This window comes from Desulfoluna sp. CYM3A (assembly GCF_056829965.1).
The window spans coordinates 2221521-2236864 of record NZ_CP186556.1; the positions used below are offsets into that span (position 1 = coordinate 2221521).

Sequence of the window (15344 nt, forward strand, 5' to 3'; positions counted from 1 at the left end):
GGTCGGGGCCGCGGTCTCGTCGCCGTGGTCCCGATGAAAGAATAGCTGAGCCTGTTGACGGATGAAATGAGTCGCCGAATATGTTACAAGACCCAAAACATCAGGAGGCCGTTGCATGGCACGTAAAACCAAGGAAGACGCTGAAAAAACCAGACTCGGCATCATGGATGCCGCCCTGACCCTTTTTGACCTCAAGGGCTACTCCCGGACCACCCTGGGAGACATCGCCAATGAGGCAGGGGTCACCCGGGGAGCCATCTACTGGCATTTCCAGGGAAAAGAGGACATCCTTGCCCAATGCTGCGACTGGGTCAAAGGCACCATCGACGACCGGCGATTCAAACTCACCGACTCCGGGCCCCACTCCTGGGAGACGGTGCTGAAAGCTCTCCACAGCTATTTGGCCCTTCTGGAGACCAACACCCGGTATGCCAGGCTCTACCGTGTCCTGAAGTACAAGGTGGAGTACACCGACGAGATGCATTCGTTTCTCACCTCTCAAAAGCTCAATACCGAGGAGGGAATCGCCAACGTCACCGAGGTGTTCGCCGCCCTTGCCGAGGCAGGAGAGCTGAAGCCCGGCCTGGACCCCAGGTTGTGCGGGCTCTCCCTGGTCTCCTTTACCTGGGGCATCGTGGAGATGTGGCTCCTCGATAAATCCATCATGGGCCTTACCAAAGACGGATATCCCCTCCTTGAGATGCACATCAACACCATGAAAGGGTAGGGCCCCGGCCTTTTCCCGATCTATCTTCCCCATTGACCCGGCAACCTTGCCTGACAGAGCCCTCTTCAGCCAAGGTTGCCCACAGAGTAAAGGCACCCGGCCGTGAGAAGCACTCTTATCGACAAACTGGTAGAAGAGAGCCCGGACAACCCTGTCATCCTGGGCCATCGCGGCGTCCGGCACGCCCATGTCACAGAAAATACCCTCGAAGCCTTTGAAGAGGCCTTCCGGCGGGGTGCCCGCGGCATTGAGATCGACGTGGAGTCCACGGCCGACGGCAAGCTGATTGTCATCAACCGCTGGTTCTGCAAGGCGAGGCTCGGTTTTTTCCCCTGGGAAAAAGAACTGGCAGAGCTCCGGGCAACGGCCCGGGAAGAGGGGATAGAGGTCCCGTTGTTCCACGATGCCTGTGGGTTCATTGCATCAAGGAAAGAGAGCATTTTCAATGTGGAGATCAAGTCAAGCCACCGTTTTGTCTGCCACACCGCCCGAAAAGCCGTCAACGTCATCCGGCATCACGGTATCGACGACCGGGTGATCCTTTCCTCCTTTGACCTGAACACCCTTATCACCACGCGCTTTTTTCATCGCACCATCGAGACGGCCTACCTGTTTCGCCTCAACGACCGCACGGTACGGATCGAAGACAAAAAAAAATGGCGGTTCAAAGTCAACACGCTGCTGAACCGGTCCGGCATCAAGGGGTTTCTGGCGGGCGCAGACACCCTTCACCCCGAAATTACCCTGTTTCCCAAGCCCGGTGCCGGAGAAAAAATCTGGATGAAAGGTGCAAAGCTCCTGGGGAAACGGGTCAACGCCTGGACCGTCGATGGGCCTGAGGATATGGAAAAGGCGGTGGCTGCAGGGGTAGGGGTGGTGATCTCCGATAAGGTCGGCGGCGACCCTTCTTTGTGATGTGCCTGTAACGTAGGGTTTTACTGCTTCTCAAAGAGCGAGTTTGCCCTTGCACAGGCATGGGAACTATGTTCTTATCGATGATACATGAATTCTTATGCCTGATTTATTATTGAGGGGAGTCATGCATTAAAACTCAACCCTTCAGAATTTCAATGTTCATGCCCCTTCAATCAGACACGTTGTCTCCGCACTTTTTTCAGGCCCGATTTCCCATACGTGATAAGGCTAGAAACACGATGAAGTCATTGGTAAAGATGATCTGTGCAACCGCATTGTTGACTTTTATTGCTTTCGGATGCAGTAAAGTGGATCAAGCCCCCATGGTCAAAGAGTCATTTCAGCAATACAAATCTGCACTTCTCAACCAGGACGGGTTTACGGCATATTTCTACGTAGATTCCAACACAAAGGCCTATTATGATGAGATCCTTGACAAGGTCATGACAGCATCGGAATCCGAGACAAAGAATATGTCATTCGGCACGAAGATGATCGTTACCATGGCCCGTCACTCCATCAGCAATCAACAGTTGAGGGAAATGAACGGGGAAGAGCTGTTTATTTACGCCGTTGAAAATGGGTGGATCGGCAAGGAAAGCATTTCAAACCTGGAGATAACCGTCTCAAGCATTGAAAAGAATGTTGCAGAAACCCATGTCGTCAATGAAGAGGGGGAGGCTCCCTTTGGGTTTACCTTTCGAAAAGAAGACAAGACATGGCGCATTGACTTGACCTCCATGTTCTCGATAACTGAAATGGTCCTTGAAGAGCAAATCAAAGAGAGTGGGGTGGATGAAGATGTCTTTATCTATGCGATGCTGACCCAGACATCCGGTTTTCGGCCGGATGAATCGATCTGGGAGCCCGTAAACCCGTAACGTGGATCGATCCGATTCAAAAGAAGGCGCGTACCATGGGTAACATAACCATTTCGCTGATGCAAAAAAACGAGGCCAAAAAAGCGGCAAAGGTCCTCAGCCTCGCCATGCTCGACAACCCCCTTCATCAGGCCGTGTTCCTGGGCAGCGGCGAACAGGAACGCCTCGAAATCGAGGCCATGTTTGATGACCTTTTGACTCAGAGGCCGGGCATTGTCTTCCTGGCAAAAGAAGAGAGAGACATCCTAGGCTCAGTAAGGGAATTAATTCGTGCTCCGGCCGTGATTTGCCGGACGGACCGCCTGAATTCGACGGCAAAACGGACATCCGGTGGAGAAAATTCGTCTGGCTGAGGGAATGGGCCCTTCAGGATCCCAAGGAGCTGCACTGGCACTTAGGGCCCATCGGCGTCCTTCCATCCCACCGGAGACTGGGAATCGGCTCAAGGCTCATGGATCGATTCTGCAACGAGGTGGATGCCTGCGCCGCCAGGGCGTACCTGGAAACAGACAGGGATGAAAATGTGATGTTTTATGAGCTTTTCGGCTTTGAGGTTATCGCCACATCACAGGTGTTCGATGTGGAAAACCGCTACATGTTGAGGGAAGCCCGCCCCTGATGTTTCCGGGGGCGGGCGAAGGTGTCTTCATCACTGTTTCCGGAGGAAACCATGGAATGCAGTAAATGCAACGCCTCGATTCCCTTGCCCGGATATATCACGAGCCGAGTCCTTCCACAAGCGCAACCCGGAAACGGCCTTCACCGACAACCAGTTGAAGATACTCAGTACCCTGAAAGAGTGCGGAGGCCTGGATCCCGACGGCCTTGCGGATCGGTTGACGGATCACATGTCCCGCCAGGATGGTGAAAGAGAATGCGCTGCCCTTCACCGAATGGGGAAGATTTCCATCGAGAGCAGGAACGGTTCGGTGTTTATCTGTATTAAACAGTAGCCCGGAAATATCTCCGGGTGAGCAGTGGGGATATCATGACCCTCGTCGTATTCGATCTCGGAGAGACCCTTGTTTCCTATGACGGCATTCCGCTGAACTGGAGCGAGCATTACATCGATGCCATCAACGATTTTCTGGTGAAGAACAGTATCTGCGTCACCACGCCCGACCTGGAGCTGGCCGTCTCCATCCTGGATTTTTACAACACGCGGACCCATCAACGCACCTTTGAAGTCGCAGAAGGGGAGGTCACCCAAAAAATCGCCACGGTGCTGGGAGTGGACGGGGCTGCCTTTGGGCGCAGCTTCTTTGCCTACTTTCAGCGAAGGGCCGTTGTGGAAGCGTCTGCGGTCACGACCCTTACCGAGTTAAAAAACGCAGGGGTCTTTACGGCCGTGCTCTCCGACGTGCCCTACGGCATGCCCCGGGATTTTCTGATGGACGATCTGGGGCCGCTGGTTCCCCTCATGGATCGCGTTGTGTCGTCATGCGAGGTGGGGGTCAGAAAACCCCATCCATTGGGGCTCATCAACTTGATGAAGGCGTTTGGCGCAAACCCCGGCCACGTTTTTTATGTGGGCAACGAAGAAAAAGACATGGCCTGCGCAGCAAACGCGGGGGCCAGATCCATCCTGCTGGCACCCGGGGAAACAGCGGATTACGGGCAAACCTATTCCGTTCAATCCCTGTCCGGCGTTTTAAGGCATGTGCTCTGAGGCGGTGGCGTTTTTGTTTTTTTATGCCATCGTGGTATAAGGAACCCCTTACGGAACATTGATGCACGCAGCCAGAGACATCATCGGGCCATGGCATCGGAAACACAAAGGGGAGAATCATGGAATCCAACGACCCGTCCGCATGGATCAACACCATCCTCAGCGAGCTGAGCACCAGCAAGAGCCCCGACGCCGCAGCAGCCGTGGAAAACTGCGGCAGGGCCTGCCTGAAGTCCTCCGAGGGGTTTGAATCAATCCGAGCCCTTCGGGAGTCCGTTGCCCACAAGGATGACCTGGACCTGTTGTTTGATACCTACAAGGCCAAGCTGTATGACAACAGACCATCCCTCTATAAAAAGGATGGAACGATCTACCTGGAGTACACCGAGTGTGCCTGCGGCATGGTGACATCCGGCAAGGTGACCCATCCGTTTCTCTGCAACTGCACCGTCGGGTATACCCGGCAGATTTTTGAGACGCTCTTCGGCAGGCCGGTGAAGGTCACCCTGCTGAAATCCATTCTCAACGGGGACACCATCTGTCTTCAAGAAATTACCGTTGTGTAATTTGCCCATGCCCATGATGACACCCCCGGAATACGCGGAGTACAGGCCCCATCCTCTCCTTGCGTCTCTCATCGATTGCTACTGGTCGTGCCATGTCCAGTCCAAAGCCCGGCTGTCGGCCCGGAAGCCCGTGATACCCGATGGCTGCGTGGACATCATTTTTGATCTGGAACCCGCAGCTCCCTTGAGGTGTTTTGTCGTGGGCGCCATGACAAAGCCCGTTCAAAGCCGGAAAACCAACCTTTTTGGGGTGCGATTCCACACCGCCATGGCGACCTCCCTTTTCAAGACTCCCATGCATCACTTCACCGACCTGATGGTGGACGCCTGTGACGCCTTGGGCAATCCCACCCATGCACTCTCGGACCAACTGGCGGAAAAGGCCCTGCCGCAGGATCGCGTCGCCCTGCTCGATGAGGTGTTTCTCAGGCAGATAGCCGGTTTATCTCCCCCGGAACGCCCCCTTGCCGAGGCCCTTCGCCTGATCCGCAATGCCGGCGGGCAGTGTTCGGTGCAGCAGATCAGCGATGCCATTGGCTGGAGCAGGCAGCACTTTACCCGCAGATGCCTCCACGCCACGGGCCTGTCCCCCAAGTTCCTGATGCAGGTGGTGCGCCTGCACCAAACCATCGCCCTGCACAAAAATGGGAACCTTCATGGCTGGAGTCACCTTTCCCAGGAGGGCGGCTACTTTGACCAGTCCCATATGATCCATGAATTCAAGGGCATCACCGGCCTTACCCCCGCAGAGTACCTTTCCCCCGCATAAAAAGGTTCCATTTTTCCAATACACCGCAGCTTTCCTTCAGGTACGCTTTTTTACCGTCAACTGATGTTCAGCCCGGATGGTCGTGACACCGGGGTGGAGCATTGCACCGTTTTTTTTGATGAAAGGAACAGAAATGATAGCTCGTTGTGGTATGGACTGCTCGCAATGCGAGGCGTATAAAGCGACCCGGGATGATTCAGATGCCAGGCGCAAAGAGGTTGCCGAGGCGTGGACCATTGAGTACAAGACCGACATTTCTCCGGAGCAGATCAACTGCCGGGGATGCACGTCGGAGGGAGAAAAATTTTTCTTCACCGAATCGCTGTGTGAAATCCGGAAATGCGCCATGGAAAAGGAGGCGCCTCACTGCGCAGCGTGCCCTGAGTATGTCTGTGAAACGCTGAGGGGCTTTATCGCGCAGGCCCCGGTTGTCGGGGAAGCCCTGGAGGCCTTGCGGCAAAAGCAAGGGGGCGGCAGGTAGCGTCATCGGTTCTGGAAAACAAAAAAGGTTTCGCCTGACATTAACCGGAATTAAGCATTTAAAAAAGGTGAACAAACAGTTCGCAATTAAAACTATTTGAATGAATGTCGCTTTAAAGGTGGGATGTGCTTTGACCCGAGAAGCGAGGGGCAAAACACCGTGGGGCCCCTGCTTTCAAGGTGGCTCACCTTGCCGCCGGAGGCTTTTTTGACAATAAAAAACGGTTGCCTCCCGCACCTTGGGAGAGCAACCGTTTTTATATGGTCGAGCCGGAATGCATCCATCAGGATGCAGGGGCCTGATTACGACTCATCGTAATCGTCATCTTCATCATCATCGTCGTCATCCTTGGACGCAAAGGGGTTGTCCAGAAAGAACAGGGCGATACCGGTCTGAATGAGCCCCATGACCCCTGCGATGAGCGCACCGCCCCAAAGGGCGAAAAAGCCTTTTTCACGGGCGTTGGAAGGGTTGGTGGCGTCGTAGAGAAGTTCAACTTTCTCGCCGTAAGCATACTTCGGCTTGGAGCTGCCTGATTTTGCATCAAAGGTGATGGTTTGGCCGTCCCGGGTGGTGAAGGTGAGCACGGGGTAGTAGTAGGTGGTTCCGTCGGATTGACTGGTCGTGTAATCCACAACCTCTCCGTAGGTGTGCTCGGCGTTTTTTGTGAGGTCCCAGGATTCAAAAAATGACCTCTGAGAGAAGTAGAGCAGAAGAATCCCGAAGAGAAGCACGGGGATCATTACCAGTCGTGTCATGGGTCCATCATCCTGTAAACGAGTTGAGAAAACGTTAAGGGGATGCAGGGCCAGCCCCTTGAAGCACATAGGGGCCATGGCCCTGTTTGCCATGGTGTGGGGGTATCCCGCGACCTGGTGTTTATTATACCTCTTTGCCCCCCACAATGGTTTTCACCACAGAGGCTTTGAGGACGGACTTTTCCGGTTCGTCAAAGGCATCGTCAAAAATGGTCAGGTCTGCCCACTTGCCAGCCTCAATGGTACCGGACTTTTCCTCCACACCAGCGGTCCATGCAGCGGTTCTGGTGTAGCCGTCGATGGCTTCCCAGAAGGTGAGGGCCTCTTCGGGGAACCAGCCGCCGGTGGGCTTGTCCTGGGCGTCGGTGCGGAACATGGCCGCGCGGATGCCGATCATGGGGTCGTTGGACTCCACGGGCACATCGGAGCCGAACTGCATGCGGATGCCTGTCTCCTGAATGCGTTTCCAGGTGTAGGCCTGACGGCAGCGGGAAAGCCCCCATTTGGCCTCGGCGGTCTTCCAGTCCGTGGGGAGAAATCCGGGCTGTACCGAGGCGGTGACGTCCATCTCTTTGAATCGATTCAGGTCCTCGTCGGTGACCCGCTGAACGTGCTCAACGCGATCTCGCCTGGTGCCTGGGTACTTAACGCGCATGGCGGCAAACCCGTCAAGGGCGGCGGAGACGGCCCGGTCCCCGATGGCGTGGATAGCGACGCTGCGTCCGGTTTTGTAGGCCATCTCGATCTGTGCGAGAAGCTCTTCGTTGGTGAGGCAGGCCAGGCCGCAACACCCGGGAGAGCCTTCGTAGTCATCGAACATCCAGGCGGTTTCCGCACCCAGGGAGCCGTCCATGAAGAGCTTGACGTGGGTGTGCCAGAGGCGCTCGCTGCCCGAGCCCGCGGTGATGCCCAGGGCATCGGCTTTTTCCAGGTCTTCCGGGGGCAACAGGTGGCAGACACGCAGCGTGAGTTTTCCCTCTTTTTCCAGCTCGGCGTAGGCCAGGTAGTCGACGAGCTCTTCGCAGACATGGGTGCCGGTAAGGCCGTAGGCCAGGGTACGCTCCTGGGCTTCCAGGATGGCGGCCTTTCTCTCTTCGTGGGTGACAGGGGGAATGTGGTCCCGGATCACCTCCAGGCACTCGCGGACGATGCCCGTGGGAAGGCCGTTCTCATCCCGATCGATCTGGCCTCCTTCGGGGGTGACGGTCTCTTTGGTAATCCCGGCCACTTCAAGGGCTTTCTGGTTCACCCAGATCAGGTGGCCACAGGCCCGGGTCATGACCACGGGGTGGTCGGGGGAGATGTCGTCGAGGTCGGCCCGGGTGGGTTCGCGCTGCTCTTCCCAGAAGTGGTGGTTCCAGCCCCGCCCGATGATCCAGTAGAATTGGGCCTGGTGGTGTAGGCCACGGCCTCTGCGATGGCTTTTCTGCAGGCGGCAAGGGAGGGCAGGCCCACGAGGTTGACCCGGGTCAGGGTCAGGCCGTAGCTGGCCAGGTGGGAGTGGGCGTCCACGAGCCCGGGCACCACAAGGTGACCGGACATGGAGGAGACGGTGGTGTCCGGGGTGACCCGGGACATGATCTCTTTGGTGGTGCCCACAGCCGTGATAAGGCCGTCTTCCATGAGAAGGGCTTCTGCAAAGGGGGCATCGGGTACCCCCGTGTAGATTTTTGTCGATACAATGGCGCGCTTCATGTTGCCTCCGGCGGGTCGCTTTTTTAGCCCAAGTTTAGCAGCATGTTTCCGTTGTTGCATCACCCAAGGGACATCTCGCAGTCTGCGGAATGGAAAAAAGCGACCCCAAATGGGGTTAACCCCTGTTTATCTGTTAGGCCCCCGGCAGGGCCGCCGGAGGCTCGCATGGTTTAATGCTTATGGGGATCCAGAAGATCCCGCAGGCCGTCGCCCAGAAGGTTGAACCCCAGGACGGTGACGAAGATGGCCAGGCCCGGATAGATGGAGATCCAGGGGGCCGTGAAAAACTGTTCCCGGGCGTTGGAGAGCATCCCGCCCCAGCTCGGGGTGGGGGGCTGGGTACCCAGGCCGAGGAACGAGAGGGAGGCCTCAGTCAGGATGGCGTAGGCGATGCCCAGGGTGGCCATGACCAGGATGGGCCCCACCACGTTGGGCAGGATCTGGGCAAACATGATGCGCCACTTGCCGTAGCCCAGGGCTTCGGCGGCCCGGACGTACTCGATGCGCTTGGCCGAAAGGACCTGGGACCGGGTGATCCGGCAGGTAAAGGACCAGTTGGTAAGCCCCAGGGCGATATAAACGTTCACCAGCCCCGGGCCTAAAAGTGCCATGATGGCCAGGGCAAAGACCATGGAGGGGATGGAGAGCATGATGTTGGTGAGCCCCATGACCAGATCGTCCCACCAGGTGCCGAAATACCCGGCGGTGACCCCTAGGATCACACCGATGATGGTGTTGATGAGCTGGCTCACCAGCCCCACGGAAAGGGAGATCCGGGATCCGTAGATTACCCGGGAGAGAACGTCACGCCCCTGGGTGTCCGTGCCGCAGAGGTAATCTGCGGACGGGGGTTCCTCCGAGACCATGAGGTCCGCGTCGTTGATGGGGTGATAAGGTGCCAGCAGGGGGGCGAACACCGCCATGCCGATGACCAGGGCGGTCAGCACCGCGCCGATAATCAGGTTGCTTCTGCCTTTGAGTGCCGCTTTGGAAAATGCCATCAGTATTCAATCCTCGGATCCACCACCGAATAGAGAAGATCCACCACAAGGTTCACGATGAGAAAGACAAGGATCATCACCAGGATACAGCCCTGGGTGACGGGGATGTCCCGCTGAAAAATGGAGTCCACCAGAAGGGAGCCGAGTCCCGGCCAGGAGAAGAGCTTCTCCACGATGACCGTCTGGCCGATGAGGGCGCCGAACTGGAGCCCTGCCGTGGTGAGCACCAGCACCATGGTGTTGCGCATGACGTGGCGCCAGTTCACCAGAAGCTCGGAGAGGCCCTTGGCCCGTGCGGTTCGGATGTAATCCTTGTGCAGCACTTCAAGGACAGCGGCCCGGGTGGCCCGGGCGAGAAGGGCGGTGTAGCCGATGCCCAGGGTGATGGCGGGCATGATGAGGTTGGCGAATTTTCCGTGGCCGTAGCCCGAGGAGGGCAGCCAGCCGAGAACCACCGAAAAGAGGTACATCAAGAGGAGCCCCAGCCAGAATTGGGGCAGGGAGACCCCGGAAACCGCCCCGATCATGGACGCTGTGTCCACAAGGGTCCCGCGCTTCAGGGCGGAGATAAAACCAAGGGGGATGCCGATGCCCACGGAGATGAGAAGGGCGGCGATGGAGAGACGCAGGGTGGGCCAGATGCGCTCGCCCACCAGCTTGTTCACCGGCTCACGGCGCAGAAACGAGGTACCGAGGTCGCCCCGGACAAGCCCTTTGAGGTAGATAAAGTAACGGGTGTGCACCGGCTTGTCGATGCCCCACTCTTTCTTAAGCTGCTCGACGATCCGGGGATCCGGTGCCTTGCGCTGGTCGCCCGCCATGAGGGCGGCGTTCCCCGGCAGGAGGTTGAGCAGCACGAACATGATCATGGAGATGATCAGGATCTCGTGGGGATGAATCTGGAGACGGCGAAAGGCGTCAGCTTTATACGTTGAACAACCTGGGATAAATAATAAATGGTGCCGAAAAGCGTATCAATGGCCCCGCCGGTATTCCGGCGAGGCCACTGGTGCCTTGCGATGGGCAGGGTGTGCCGACGCAGGCCTTTCCGAGAAATTGTGGTGTAACGGTACCCATGAAACGCATTCAATGGCAAAACCACAGAGCCCCTTTGCCGTACCGGCAAGGCTCTGTGGTTTGATGTGTGAATCGGGGGAGAGCGTCCTCCCCCTTACGCGGCCTTCCGGGCTTACTTGCGCGGAGAGCTGTCGTCGAGTTTCAGGTTGGTGAAGTCCTGAAGCATCATCTCAATAGCCACGGGCTTGATGCCGTGAACCCAGGGATGATAGGCGATGATGGCCTTGTTGTAGTTGAAGAACCAGAAGGGGGCGTCCTCAAAGAGGATGCGGTTGGCTTTCTTGACCCACTCGATTCTCTCGGTCTCGGAGGAGGCGGCGGCAGCCTGGTCCAGGGCCTTGTCGTAATCGGCGTTGGCATAGGCGGTGTAGTTGCCGGCAGACCTCGGGGTGGTGGAACGGAAACGGTTCAGGGTCTCCAGGGGATCGGGACCGGACTCGATGGACCAGATAAAGGCGTCGAACTGGCCCGGCCCCGCCGGCAGCGCTCGCCCAGGGCGGCGCCTTCGAGCTGCTGGGGCTTGACCGTGATGTTGATGCGCTTCATAAAGGGGATCAGGGCCTCCACGATGCCCACGCCCCAGCTCTTGTTGGCCGTTGCGATGCACTCAAAGGTAAAGCCGTCTTCGTAGCCCGCCTCTTTCATCAGCTCCTTGGCCCTGGCCAGGTTGTAGTCGTAACCCTTCATGGCCTTTTCATAGGCAGGGGAGCTGGTGGGCAGGTAACCGGTGGCGGGAACCGCTTTGTTCTTGAGGAGCTTTTTGATGATGAGCTCGGCGTTGATGGCGTGGTTGATGGCCTGGCGCACGCGCTTGTCGGCAAAGGGCTTGAACTCGGGGTTGAAACCGATGATACGGGTGTACATCTCGGCCACCTCGATCATGTTGTCCTTGATCTCGGGGTCACGCTGGTAGATGGGGTACTGGGAAGCCCCCACGATGTTGGCGTCGAGTTCGCCTGCGCGGAATGCAATGTCACGGGCCGCGCCTTCGGGCATGATCTTGTAGACCAGCTTGTCGATGTAGGGCTTGCCGGGTTCAAAGTAGCCGTCGAATTTTTCGAGGATCACTTCGCTGCCGCGCACCCACTTAACGAACTTGAAGGGGCCGCAACCCACGGGGTTGGTGGCGAATGCCGCTTCTTTGCCTTCGAGGGCCTCACGGGGAACGATGGCTGTTTCCACCTTGCAGAGGGAGTACCCGATGGCAACGGGGTGCTTCAGGGTCATCTTGAACGTGTGGTCGTCGATCTTCTCCAGGCCGGTGATGGTCTTGGCCTTGCCTGCGATGACAGCCTCGGCACCGTCGATGTTGGCGATGTAGCTGGCCGCGGAAGAGGTGGTCTCGGGCTGGGCAATGCGGTTGTAGCTCCAGATGACGTCGTCGGCGGTCAGGGTGCGGCCGTTGTGGAATTTGACGTTCTTGCGGAGGCTGAAGGTGTAGGTCTTGCCGTCGGCAGATACCTTGGCTTCGGTGGCCAGGTCAAGGACGGGCTTGCTCTGGTCCGCGTCCCACTTGTAGAGGCTGCGGTTGATGTTCAGCCCCACGATGTAGTCCTGGGTCCGTGAGGTTTTATGCATATCCAGGGAAAAAAGGTCACCGCCGTAGGGCGCGCAGAATACAAAGGTCCCGCCGGATGAGGCCGCCGCCCCACCCGCCGTCACCAGAAGAGCCGTCGCTGCGGCAAGCAGCAACAATCCAATCTTCTTCATCAAAACGATCCTCCTGAGTTACTGTGACTGATTATTCGAAAACAGTTTTTTACGAGAACTAAAAATAGAACCACACCATCAATTGACTGTCAATAAGTTATACTAAATCTGATTTTATGTTTCCGCTTAAGGAACGTAAGATATGTAAAGCATTCGCTTAGGTATATGTTTAAAGGCGATGGAGTTTTTTTTAAGAGTTGAATGGACAATGATTTGCTGGTATTAATTTTTGCTCAATTTTCATTCAATCAGGGGAACCATGCAAAACGATTATTTATTGGAAGTGAAGAACCTCACCACGCGGTTTCACACCCAGCGGGGTGTGGCCCACGCGGTCAACGGCGTCTCCTTCGGGATGTACCCCGGCGAAATCCTGGGCGTGGTGGGGGAGTCCGGCTGCGGTAAGAGCGTCACCGCCCAATCCATCATGCGACTCATCCCGGAACCGCCCGGGCGCATCGAGAGCGGCGAAATCCTCTACGACGGCAAAGACATCGTCGGGCTCTCCGCCCGGCAGATGCGAAAAATCCGCGGCGATCGCATTTCCATGATTTTTCAGGAGCCCATGACCTCCCTCAACCCGGTGAAAACCGTGGGCAGGCAGATCGGTGAGGTGTACGCCCTCCATCGCGGGGTATCCAAAAGGGAGAGCATGAACAAAGCGGTGGAGATGCTGGAAAAAGTCCAGGTGCCGGAACCCGCTCGACGGGTAAAGGAATATCCCCACCAGCTCTCCGGCGGCATGAGGCAAAGGGTGATGATTGCCATGGCCCTTGCATGCGACCCGGAAATTCTCATCGCCGATGAACCCACCACGGCCCTGGACGTCACGGTCCAGGCCCAGATCATGGACCTCATGCTCAAGCTCCAGGCCATGCAGAAGACCGCCATCATGATGATCACCCACGACCTGGGAATCATCGCGGAGATGGCCAACCGGGTCATCGTGATGTACGCGGGCCGTATCGTGGAGTCCGCCCCCACGCGCACCCTGTTTCGGGAGACAGGCCATCCCTACACCAAAGGGCTCATGAACTCGGTGCCCGTCATCGGTTCCAAAGATTCAGACGGCAACAGCCGCCTTACGGAGATCACCGGCATGGTCCCCAGCCTCTACGATCTTCCCAAAGGGTGCAGCTTCGCCCCCCGGTGCCCCCACCGGAGTGAGCGGTGCGATGCTGAGCTGCCGCCCCTGTTCCAGGTCTCTCCGGACCATGCGGTGCGGTGCTGGCGGTGTGAATCCACAGGTGTGAAAGGAGCCACCGCGTGACAGACCTTCTGACCGTTGACAACCTGAAAGTCCATTTTCCCGTCAAGGGCGGCTTTTGCTGCAAGGACGTGGTCCACGCCGTGGACGGCGTCAACCTGACCCTGGGCCGGGGCGAAACCCTGGGCATCGTCGGTGAATCGGGCTGCGGCAAGACCACCACGGGCCTTGCCGCCATGAAGCTCATCGAAAAAACCCACGGAAAGCTCATCTTTAACGGCACCGACCTGGACAGCCTTACCCCAGCCGAGATGCGGCGCACGCGCCAGAAGATGCAGATGATCTTCCAGGACCCGTTCTCCTCCCTGAACCCCCGCATGACCGTCAACCGCGCCATCGGCGAGCCCATGAAGGTTCACGGCATGGGCAGCGAATCCGAGAGAAACGACCGGGTGGCCTGGCTTTTACAAAAGGTGGGCCTCTCTCCTGAGCAGGGCAATCGCTACCCCCACGAATTCTCCGGCGGTCAACGCCAGCGCATCGGCATTGCCCGGGCCCTGGCCCTGAACCCCATGATGATCATCGGTGACGAACCCGTCTCTGCCCTGGACGTTTCCATCCAGGCCCAGATCATCAACCTGCTCATCGACATCCAGCAGGAATTCAACCTCTCGTACATCATCATCTCCCACGACCTGGCCGTGGTGGAGCACATCTGTGACCGCATCGCCGTCATGTACCTGGGCAAGGTGGTGGAAGAGGGCACCTGCGAAGAGGTCTACGCCAAGCCGAAGCACCCTTACACCAAGGCCCTCCTTTCGGCCATTCCCTATCCCGACCCGGACAGGCCGCGGGAACGCATCATCCTCTCCGGGGACGTGCCGAGTCCCATCCACCCGCCCAAGGGGTGCAGCTTTCACCCCCGGTGCCCCAACCGTCAGGAAGGGTGTGACCTGGTGGAACCCGAGCTGGAAACAAAAGAGGCAGGCCGAAAAACGGCCTGCCACTATTGCTGATACCCAGATAAAACCGTGCAGGCCCTTTTGCGAAAAGGGCCTGCACGTCTCCAGTCAAAAACGCGTTGCGCCTTACCTTTTCACGCCGGCAAGGGCAGCCCTTACCGCCTCCTTTGTATCCCCCGACACCTGCACCAGGGGAATGCCGTACTCCACCTCCATCATAAGGGCCAGTTGCAGCATGGCCCCGCCACCGAAAACCAGGTTGAGGGACGCCCCGTGGCTACGGCGGATCTCCGCCACGCTACTGCATCCCGGAAGCACGGCCACCACCTCGGCCCCCAGCTCCCGGCAACGGTTCTTCAGGGCCATGGCGGCACACCTGTTTCCGGGCCCTGCAAGAATGTTTACCGAGGCAGGGGTGATGCCGGAGATGTCCCCGGTTCCCATGAGCCGGAACAGGGCCTGGCAGGCTGCCCGGTCCGCGGCCCTGCGCATTCCTTTCGGGCCTTCGGAGTGCACGGGGATCACCGGAATGCCCTTTTCTTCTTCCACCCGACTGCATACCGCGTCCACCTCATCGCCCAGGCGTTCTCCCTTGCCCGTGGGGTAGACAAAGGCAGCGGCGGGGTGATGGCCGTCGATAAGATCCGTGAGGCCCCTGTAGAGCATGCGCCGTCCCTGGGAAAGACCCCGAACGCCCGGCAAGTGCACGGACAGGGGCGGGCGTTTTTTGGTCTGGTTGACGGTGGATTTTCCATGCAAGGATACGGGGCAGGCCCTCTGGCCTGTGTCACCGTAGACCAGGTGAAGGGCATCGGTGACGGGGGAGAGTACGGCTCCCGGTTCGCAGCAGTGGGGTAAGCGTGATACGGTATGCATGGAAAACTCCTTTCGCTTCCGGTCTCCGGTGGTGCACAACGGCACCGCCG

18 protein-coding genes are annotated in these 15344 nt (G+C 57.8%); 11 read left to right on the plus strand and 7 right to left on the minus strand.

Annotated elements, in window-relative coordinates; translation table 11 throughout:
- Positions 1-115: 115 nt before the first annotated feature.
- From ACOYW1_RS11495 to ACOYW1_RS11535, 9 genes are all read left to right on the plus strand, one after another.
- On the plus strand, positions 116-727 hold the full coding sequence (locus tag ACOYW1_RS11495; protein ID WP_482422900.1) for a TetR family transcriptional regulator: 612 nt from the start codon (positions 116-118) through the stop codon (positions 725-727).
- Positions 728-829: 102 nt separating this feature from the next.
- The gene (locus tag ACOYW1_RS11500) at positions 830-1642 is read left to right on the plus strand and encodes a glycerophosphodiester phosphodiesterase (protein ID WP_482422901.1); all 813 of its coding nucleotides are present in this window, start codon (positions 830-832) and stop codon (positions 1640-1642) included.
- Positions 1643-1881: 239 nt separating this feature from the next.
- A complete protein-coding gene (locus tag ACOYW1_RS11505; protein WP_482422902.1) occupies positions 1882-2523 on the plus strand; it encodes a hypothetical protein in 642 nt (213 codons plus the stop codon).
- Between the two features lie 35 nt (positions 2524-2558).
- Positions 2559-2876: a hypothetical protein gene (locus ACOYW1_RS11510; RefSeq protein ID WP_482422903.1), complete on the plus strand. Its 318-nt coding sequence runs from the start codon at positions 2559-2561 to the stop codon at positions 2874-2876.
- The gene (locus ACOYW1_RS11515; RefSeq protein WP_482422904.1) at positions 2810-3142 is read left to right on the plus strand and encodes a GNAT family N-acetyltransferase; all 333 of its coding nucleotides are present in this window, start codon (positions 2810-2812) and stop codon (positions 3140-3142) included. Before ACOYW1_RS11510 ends, ACOYW1_RS11515 begins: the two co-directional genes overlap by 67 nt.
- A 369-nt stretch (positions 3143-3511) precedes the next feature.
- Positions 3512-4192: an HAD family hydrolase gene (locus ACOYW1_RS11520; protein ID WP_482422905.1), complete on the plus strand. Its 681-nt coding sequence runs from the start codon at positions 3512-3514 to the stop codon at positions 4190-4192.
- A gap of 119 nt (positions 4193-4311) precedes the next feature.
- Entirely contained in the window at positions 4312-4758 is a 447-nt protein-coding gene (locus ACOYW1_RS11525) for a DUF6144 family protein (protein WP_482416339.1), read from the plus strand.
- A gap of 13 nt (positions 4759-4771) precedes the next feature.
- Positions 4772-5527, plus strand: coding sequence for a DUF6597 domain-containing transcriptional factor (locus ACOYW1_RS11530; RefSeq protein ID WP_482422906.1), 756 nt, complete (start codon positions 4772-4774; stop codon positions 5525-5527).
- A 133-nt stretch (positions 5528-5660) separates the two neighbouring features.
- Positions 5661-6008: a DUF3795 domain-containing protein gene (locus ACOYW1_RS11535; protein WP_482422907.1), complete on the plus strand. Its 348-nt coding sequence runs from the start codon at positions 5661-5663 to the stop codon at positions 6006-6008.
- A 302-nt stretch (positions 6009-6310) separates the two neighbouring features.
- On the opposite strand, the gene ACOYW1_RS11540 is transcribed toward ACOYW1_RS11535, so the two are convergent.
- The 6 genes from ACOYW1_RS11540 to ACOYW1_RS11565 form a co-directional block, all read right to left on the minus strand.
- Positions 6311-6766, minus strand: coding sequence for a DUF3592 domain-containing protein (locus tag ACOYW1_RS11540; protein WP_482422908.1), 456 nt, complete (start codon positions 6764-6766; stop codon positions 6311-6313).
- 124 nt (positions 6767-6890) lie between these two features.
- The gene (locus ACOYW1_RS11545) at positions 6891-8141 is read right to left on the minus strand and encodes an amidohydrolase (protein WP_482423707.1); all 1251 of its coding nucleotides are present in this window, start codon (positions 8139-8141) and stop codon (positions 6891-6893) included.
- Entirely contained in the window at positions 8042-8461 is a 420-nt protein-coding gene (locus ACOYW1_RS11550; RefSeq protein ID WP_482422909.1) for a hypothetical protein, read from the minus strand. Before ACOYW1_RS11550 ends, ACOYW1_RS11545 begins: the two co-directional genes overlap by 100 nt.
- A gap of 170 nt (positions 8462-8631) precedes the next feature.
- Positions 8632-9462, minus strand: coding sequence for an ABC transporter permease (locus ACOYW1_RS11555; RefSeq protein ID WP_482416334.1), 831 nt, complete (start codon positions 9460-9462; stop codon positions 8632-8634).
- A complete protein-coding gene (locus ACOYW1_RS11560; RefSeq protein ID WP_482423708.1) occupies positions 9462-10409 on the minus strand; it encodes an ABC transporter permease in 948 nt (315 codons plus the stop codon). Before ACOYW1_RS11560 ends, ACOYW1_RS11555 begins: the two co-directional genes overlap by 1 nt.
- A gap of 538 nt (positions 10410-10947) precedes the next feature.
- Positions 10948-12249, minus strand: a complete 1302-nt coding sequence (locus ACOYW1_RS11565) for an ABC transporter substrate-binding protein (RefSeq protein ID WP_482422910.1) — start codon at positions 12247-12249, stop codon at positions 10948-10950.
- A 259-nt stretch (positions 12250-12508) separates the two neighbouring features.
- Between ACOYW1_RS11565 and ACOYW1_RS11570 the strand changes: the two genes are divergently transcribed.
- Positions 12509-13519 carry an ABC transporter ATP-binding protein gene (locus tag ACOYW1_RS11570; protein WP_482422911.1) on the plus strand — a complete coding sequence of 337 codons (1011 nt, stop codon included), beginning with the start codon at positions 12509-12511 and terminating at the stop codon, positions 13517-13519.
- Positions 13516-14472, plus strand: coding sequence for an ABC transporter ATP-binding protein (locus tag ACOYW1_RS11575; RefSeq protein WP_482422912.1), 957 nt, complete (start codon positions 13516-13518; stop codon positions 14470-14472). Before ACOYW1_RS11570 ends, ACOYW1_RS11575 begins: the two co-directional genes overlap by 4 nt.
- Before the next feature lie 72 nt (positions 14473-14544).
- Here the strand turns inward: ACOYW1_RS11575 and ACOYW1_RS11580 are convergent, their stop codons facing one another.
- On the minus strand, positions 14545-15294 hold the full coding sequence (locus tag ACOYW1_RS11580; protein ID WP_482422913.1) for a nitrogenase component 1: 750 nt from the start codon (positions 15292-15294) through the stop codon (positions 14545-14547).
- Between the last annotated feature and the right edge of the window lie 50 nt (positions 15295-15344).

Excerpts from the sequence above, each read along its gene's own strand:
- ACOYW1_RS11495 (WP_482422900.1), top strand. The coding sequence starts at position 116 with ATGGCACGTAAAACCAAGGAAGACGCTGAAAAAACCAGACTCGGCATC.
- ACOYW1_RS11505 (WP_482422902.1), top strand. The coding sequence starts at position 1,882 with ATGAAGTCATTGGTAAAGATGATCTGTGCAACCGCATTGTTGACTTTT.
- ACOYW1_RS11510 (WP_482422903.1), top strand. The coding sequence starts at position 2,559 with ATGGGTAACATAACCATTTCGCTGATGCAAAAAAACGAGGCCAAAAAA.
- ACOYW1_RS11520 (WP_482422905.1), top strand. The coding sequence starts at position 3,512 with ATGACCCTCGTCGTATTCGATCTCGGAGAGACCCTTGTTTCCTATGAC.
- ACOYW1_RS11525 (WP_482416339.1), top strand. The coding sequence starts at position 4,312 with ATGGAATCCAACGACCCGTCCGCATGGATCAACACCATCCTCAGCGAG.
- ACOYW1_RS11530 (WP_482422906.1), top strand. The coding sequence starts at position 4,772 with ATGATGACACCCCCGGAATACGCGGAGTACAGGCCCCATCCTCTCCTT.
- ACOYW1_RS11535 (WP_482422907.1), top strand. The coding sequence starts at position 5,661 with ATGATAGCTCGTTGTGGTATGGACTGCTCGCAATGCGAGGCGTATAAA.
- ACOYW1_RS11540 (WP_482422908.1), bottom strand. The coding sequence starts at position 6,766 with ATGACACGACTGGTAATGATCCCCGTGCTTCTCTTCGGGATTCTTCTG.
- ACOYW1_RS11550 (WP_482422909.1), bottom strand. The coding sequence starts at position 8,461 with ATGAAGCGCGCCATTGTATCGACAAAAATCTACACGGGGGTACCCGAT.
- ACOYW1_RS11555 (WP_482416334.1), bottom strand. The coding sequence starts at position 9,462 with ATGGCATTTTCCAAAGCGGCACTCAAAGGCAGAAGCAACCTGATTATC.
- ACOYW1_RS11565 (WP_482422910.1), bottom strand. The coding sequence starts at position 12,249 with ATGAAGAAGATTGGATTGTTGCTGCTTGCCGCAGCGACGGCTCTTCTG.
- ACOYW1_RS11570 (WP_482422911.1), top strand. The coding sequence starts at position 12,509 with ATGCAAAACGATTATTTATTGGAAGTGAAGAACCTCACCACGCGGTTT.
- ACOYW1_RS11580 (WP_482422913.1), bottom strand. The coding sequence starts at position 15,294 with ATGCATACCGTATCACGCTTACCCCACTGCTGCGAACCGGGAGCCGTA.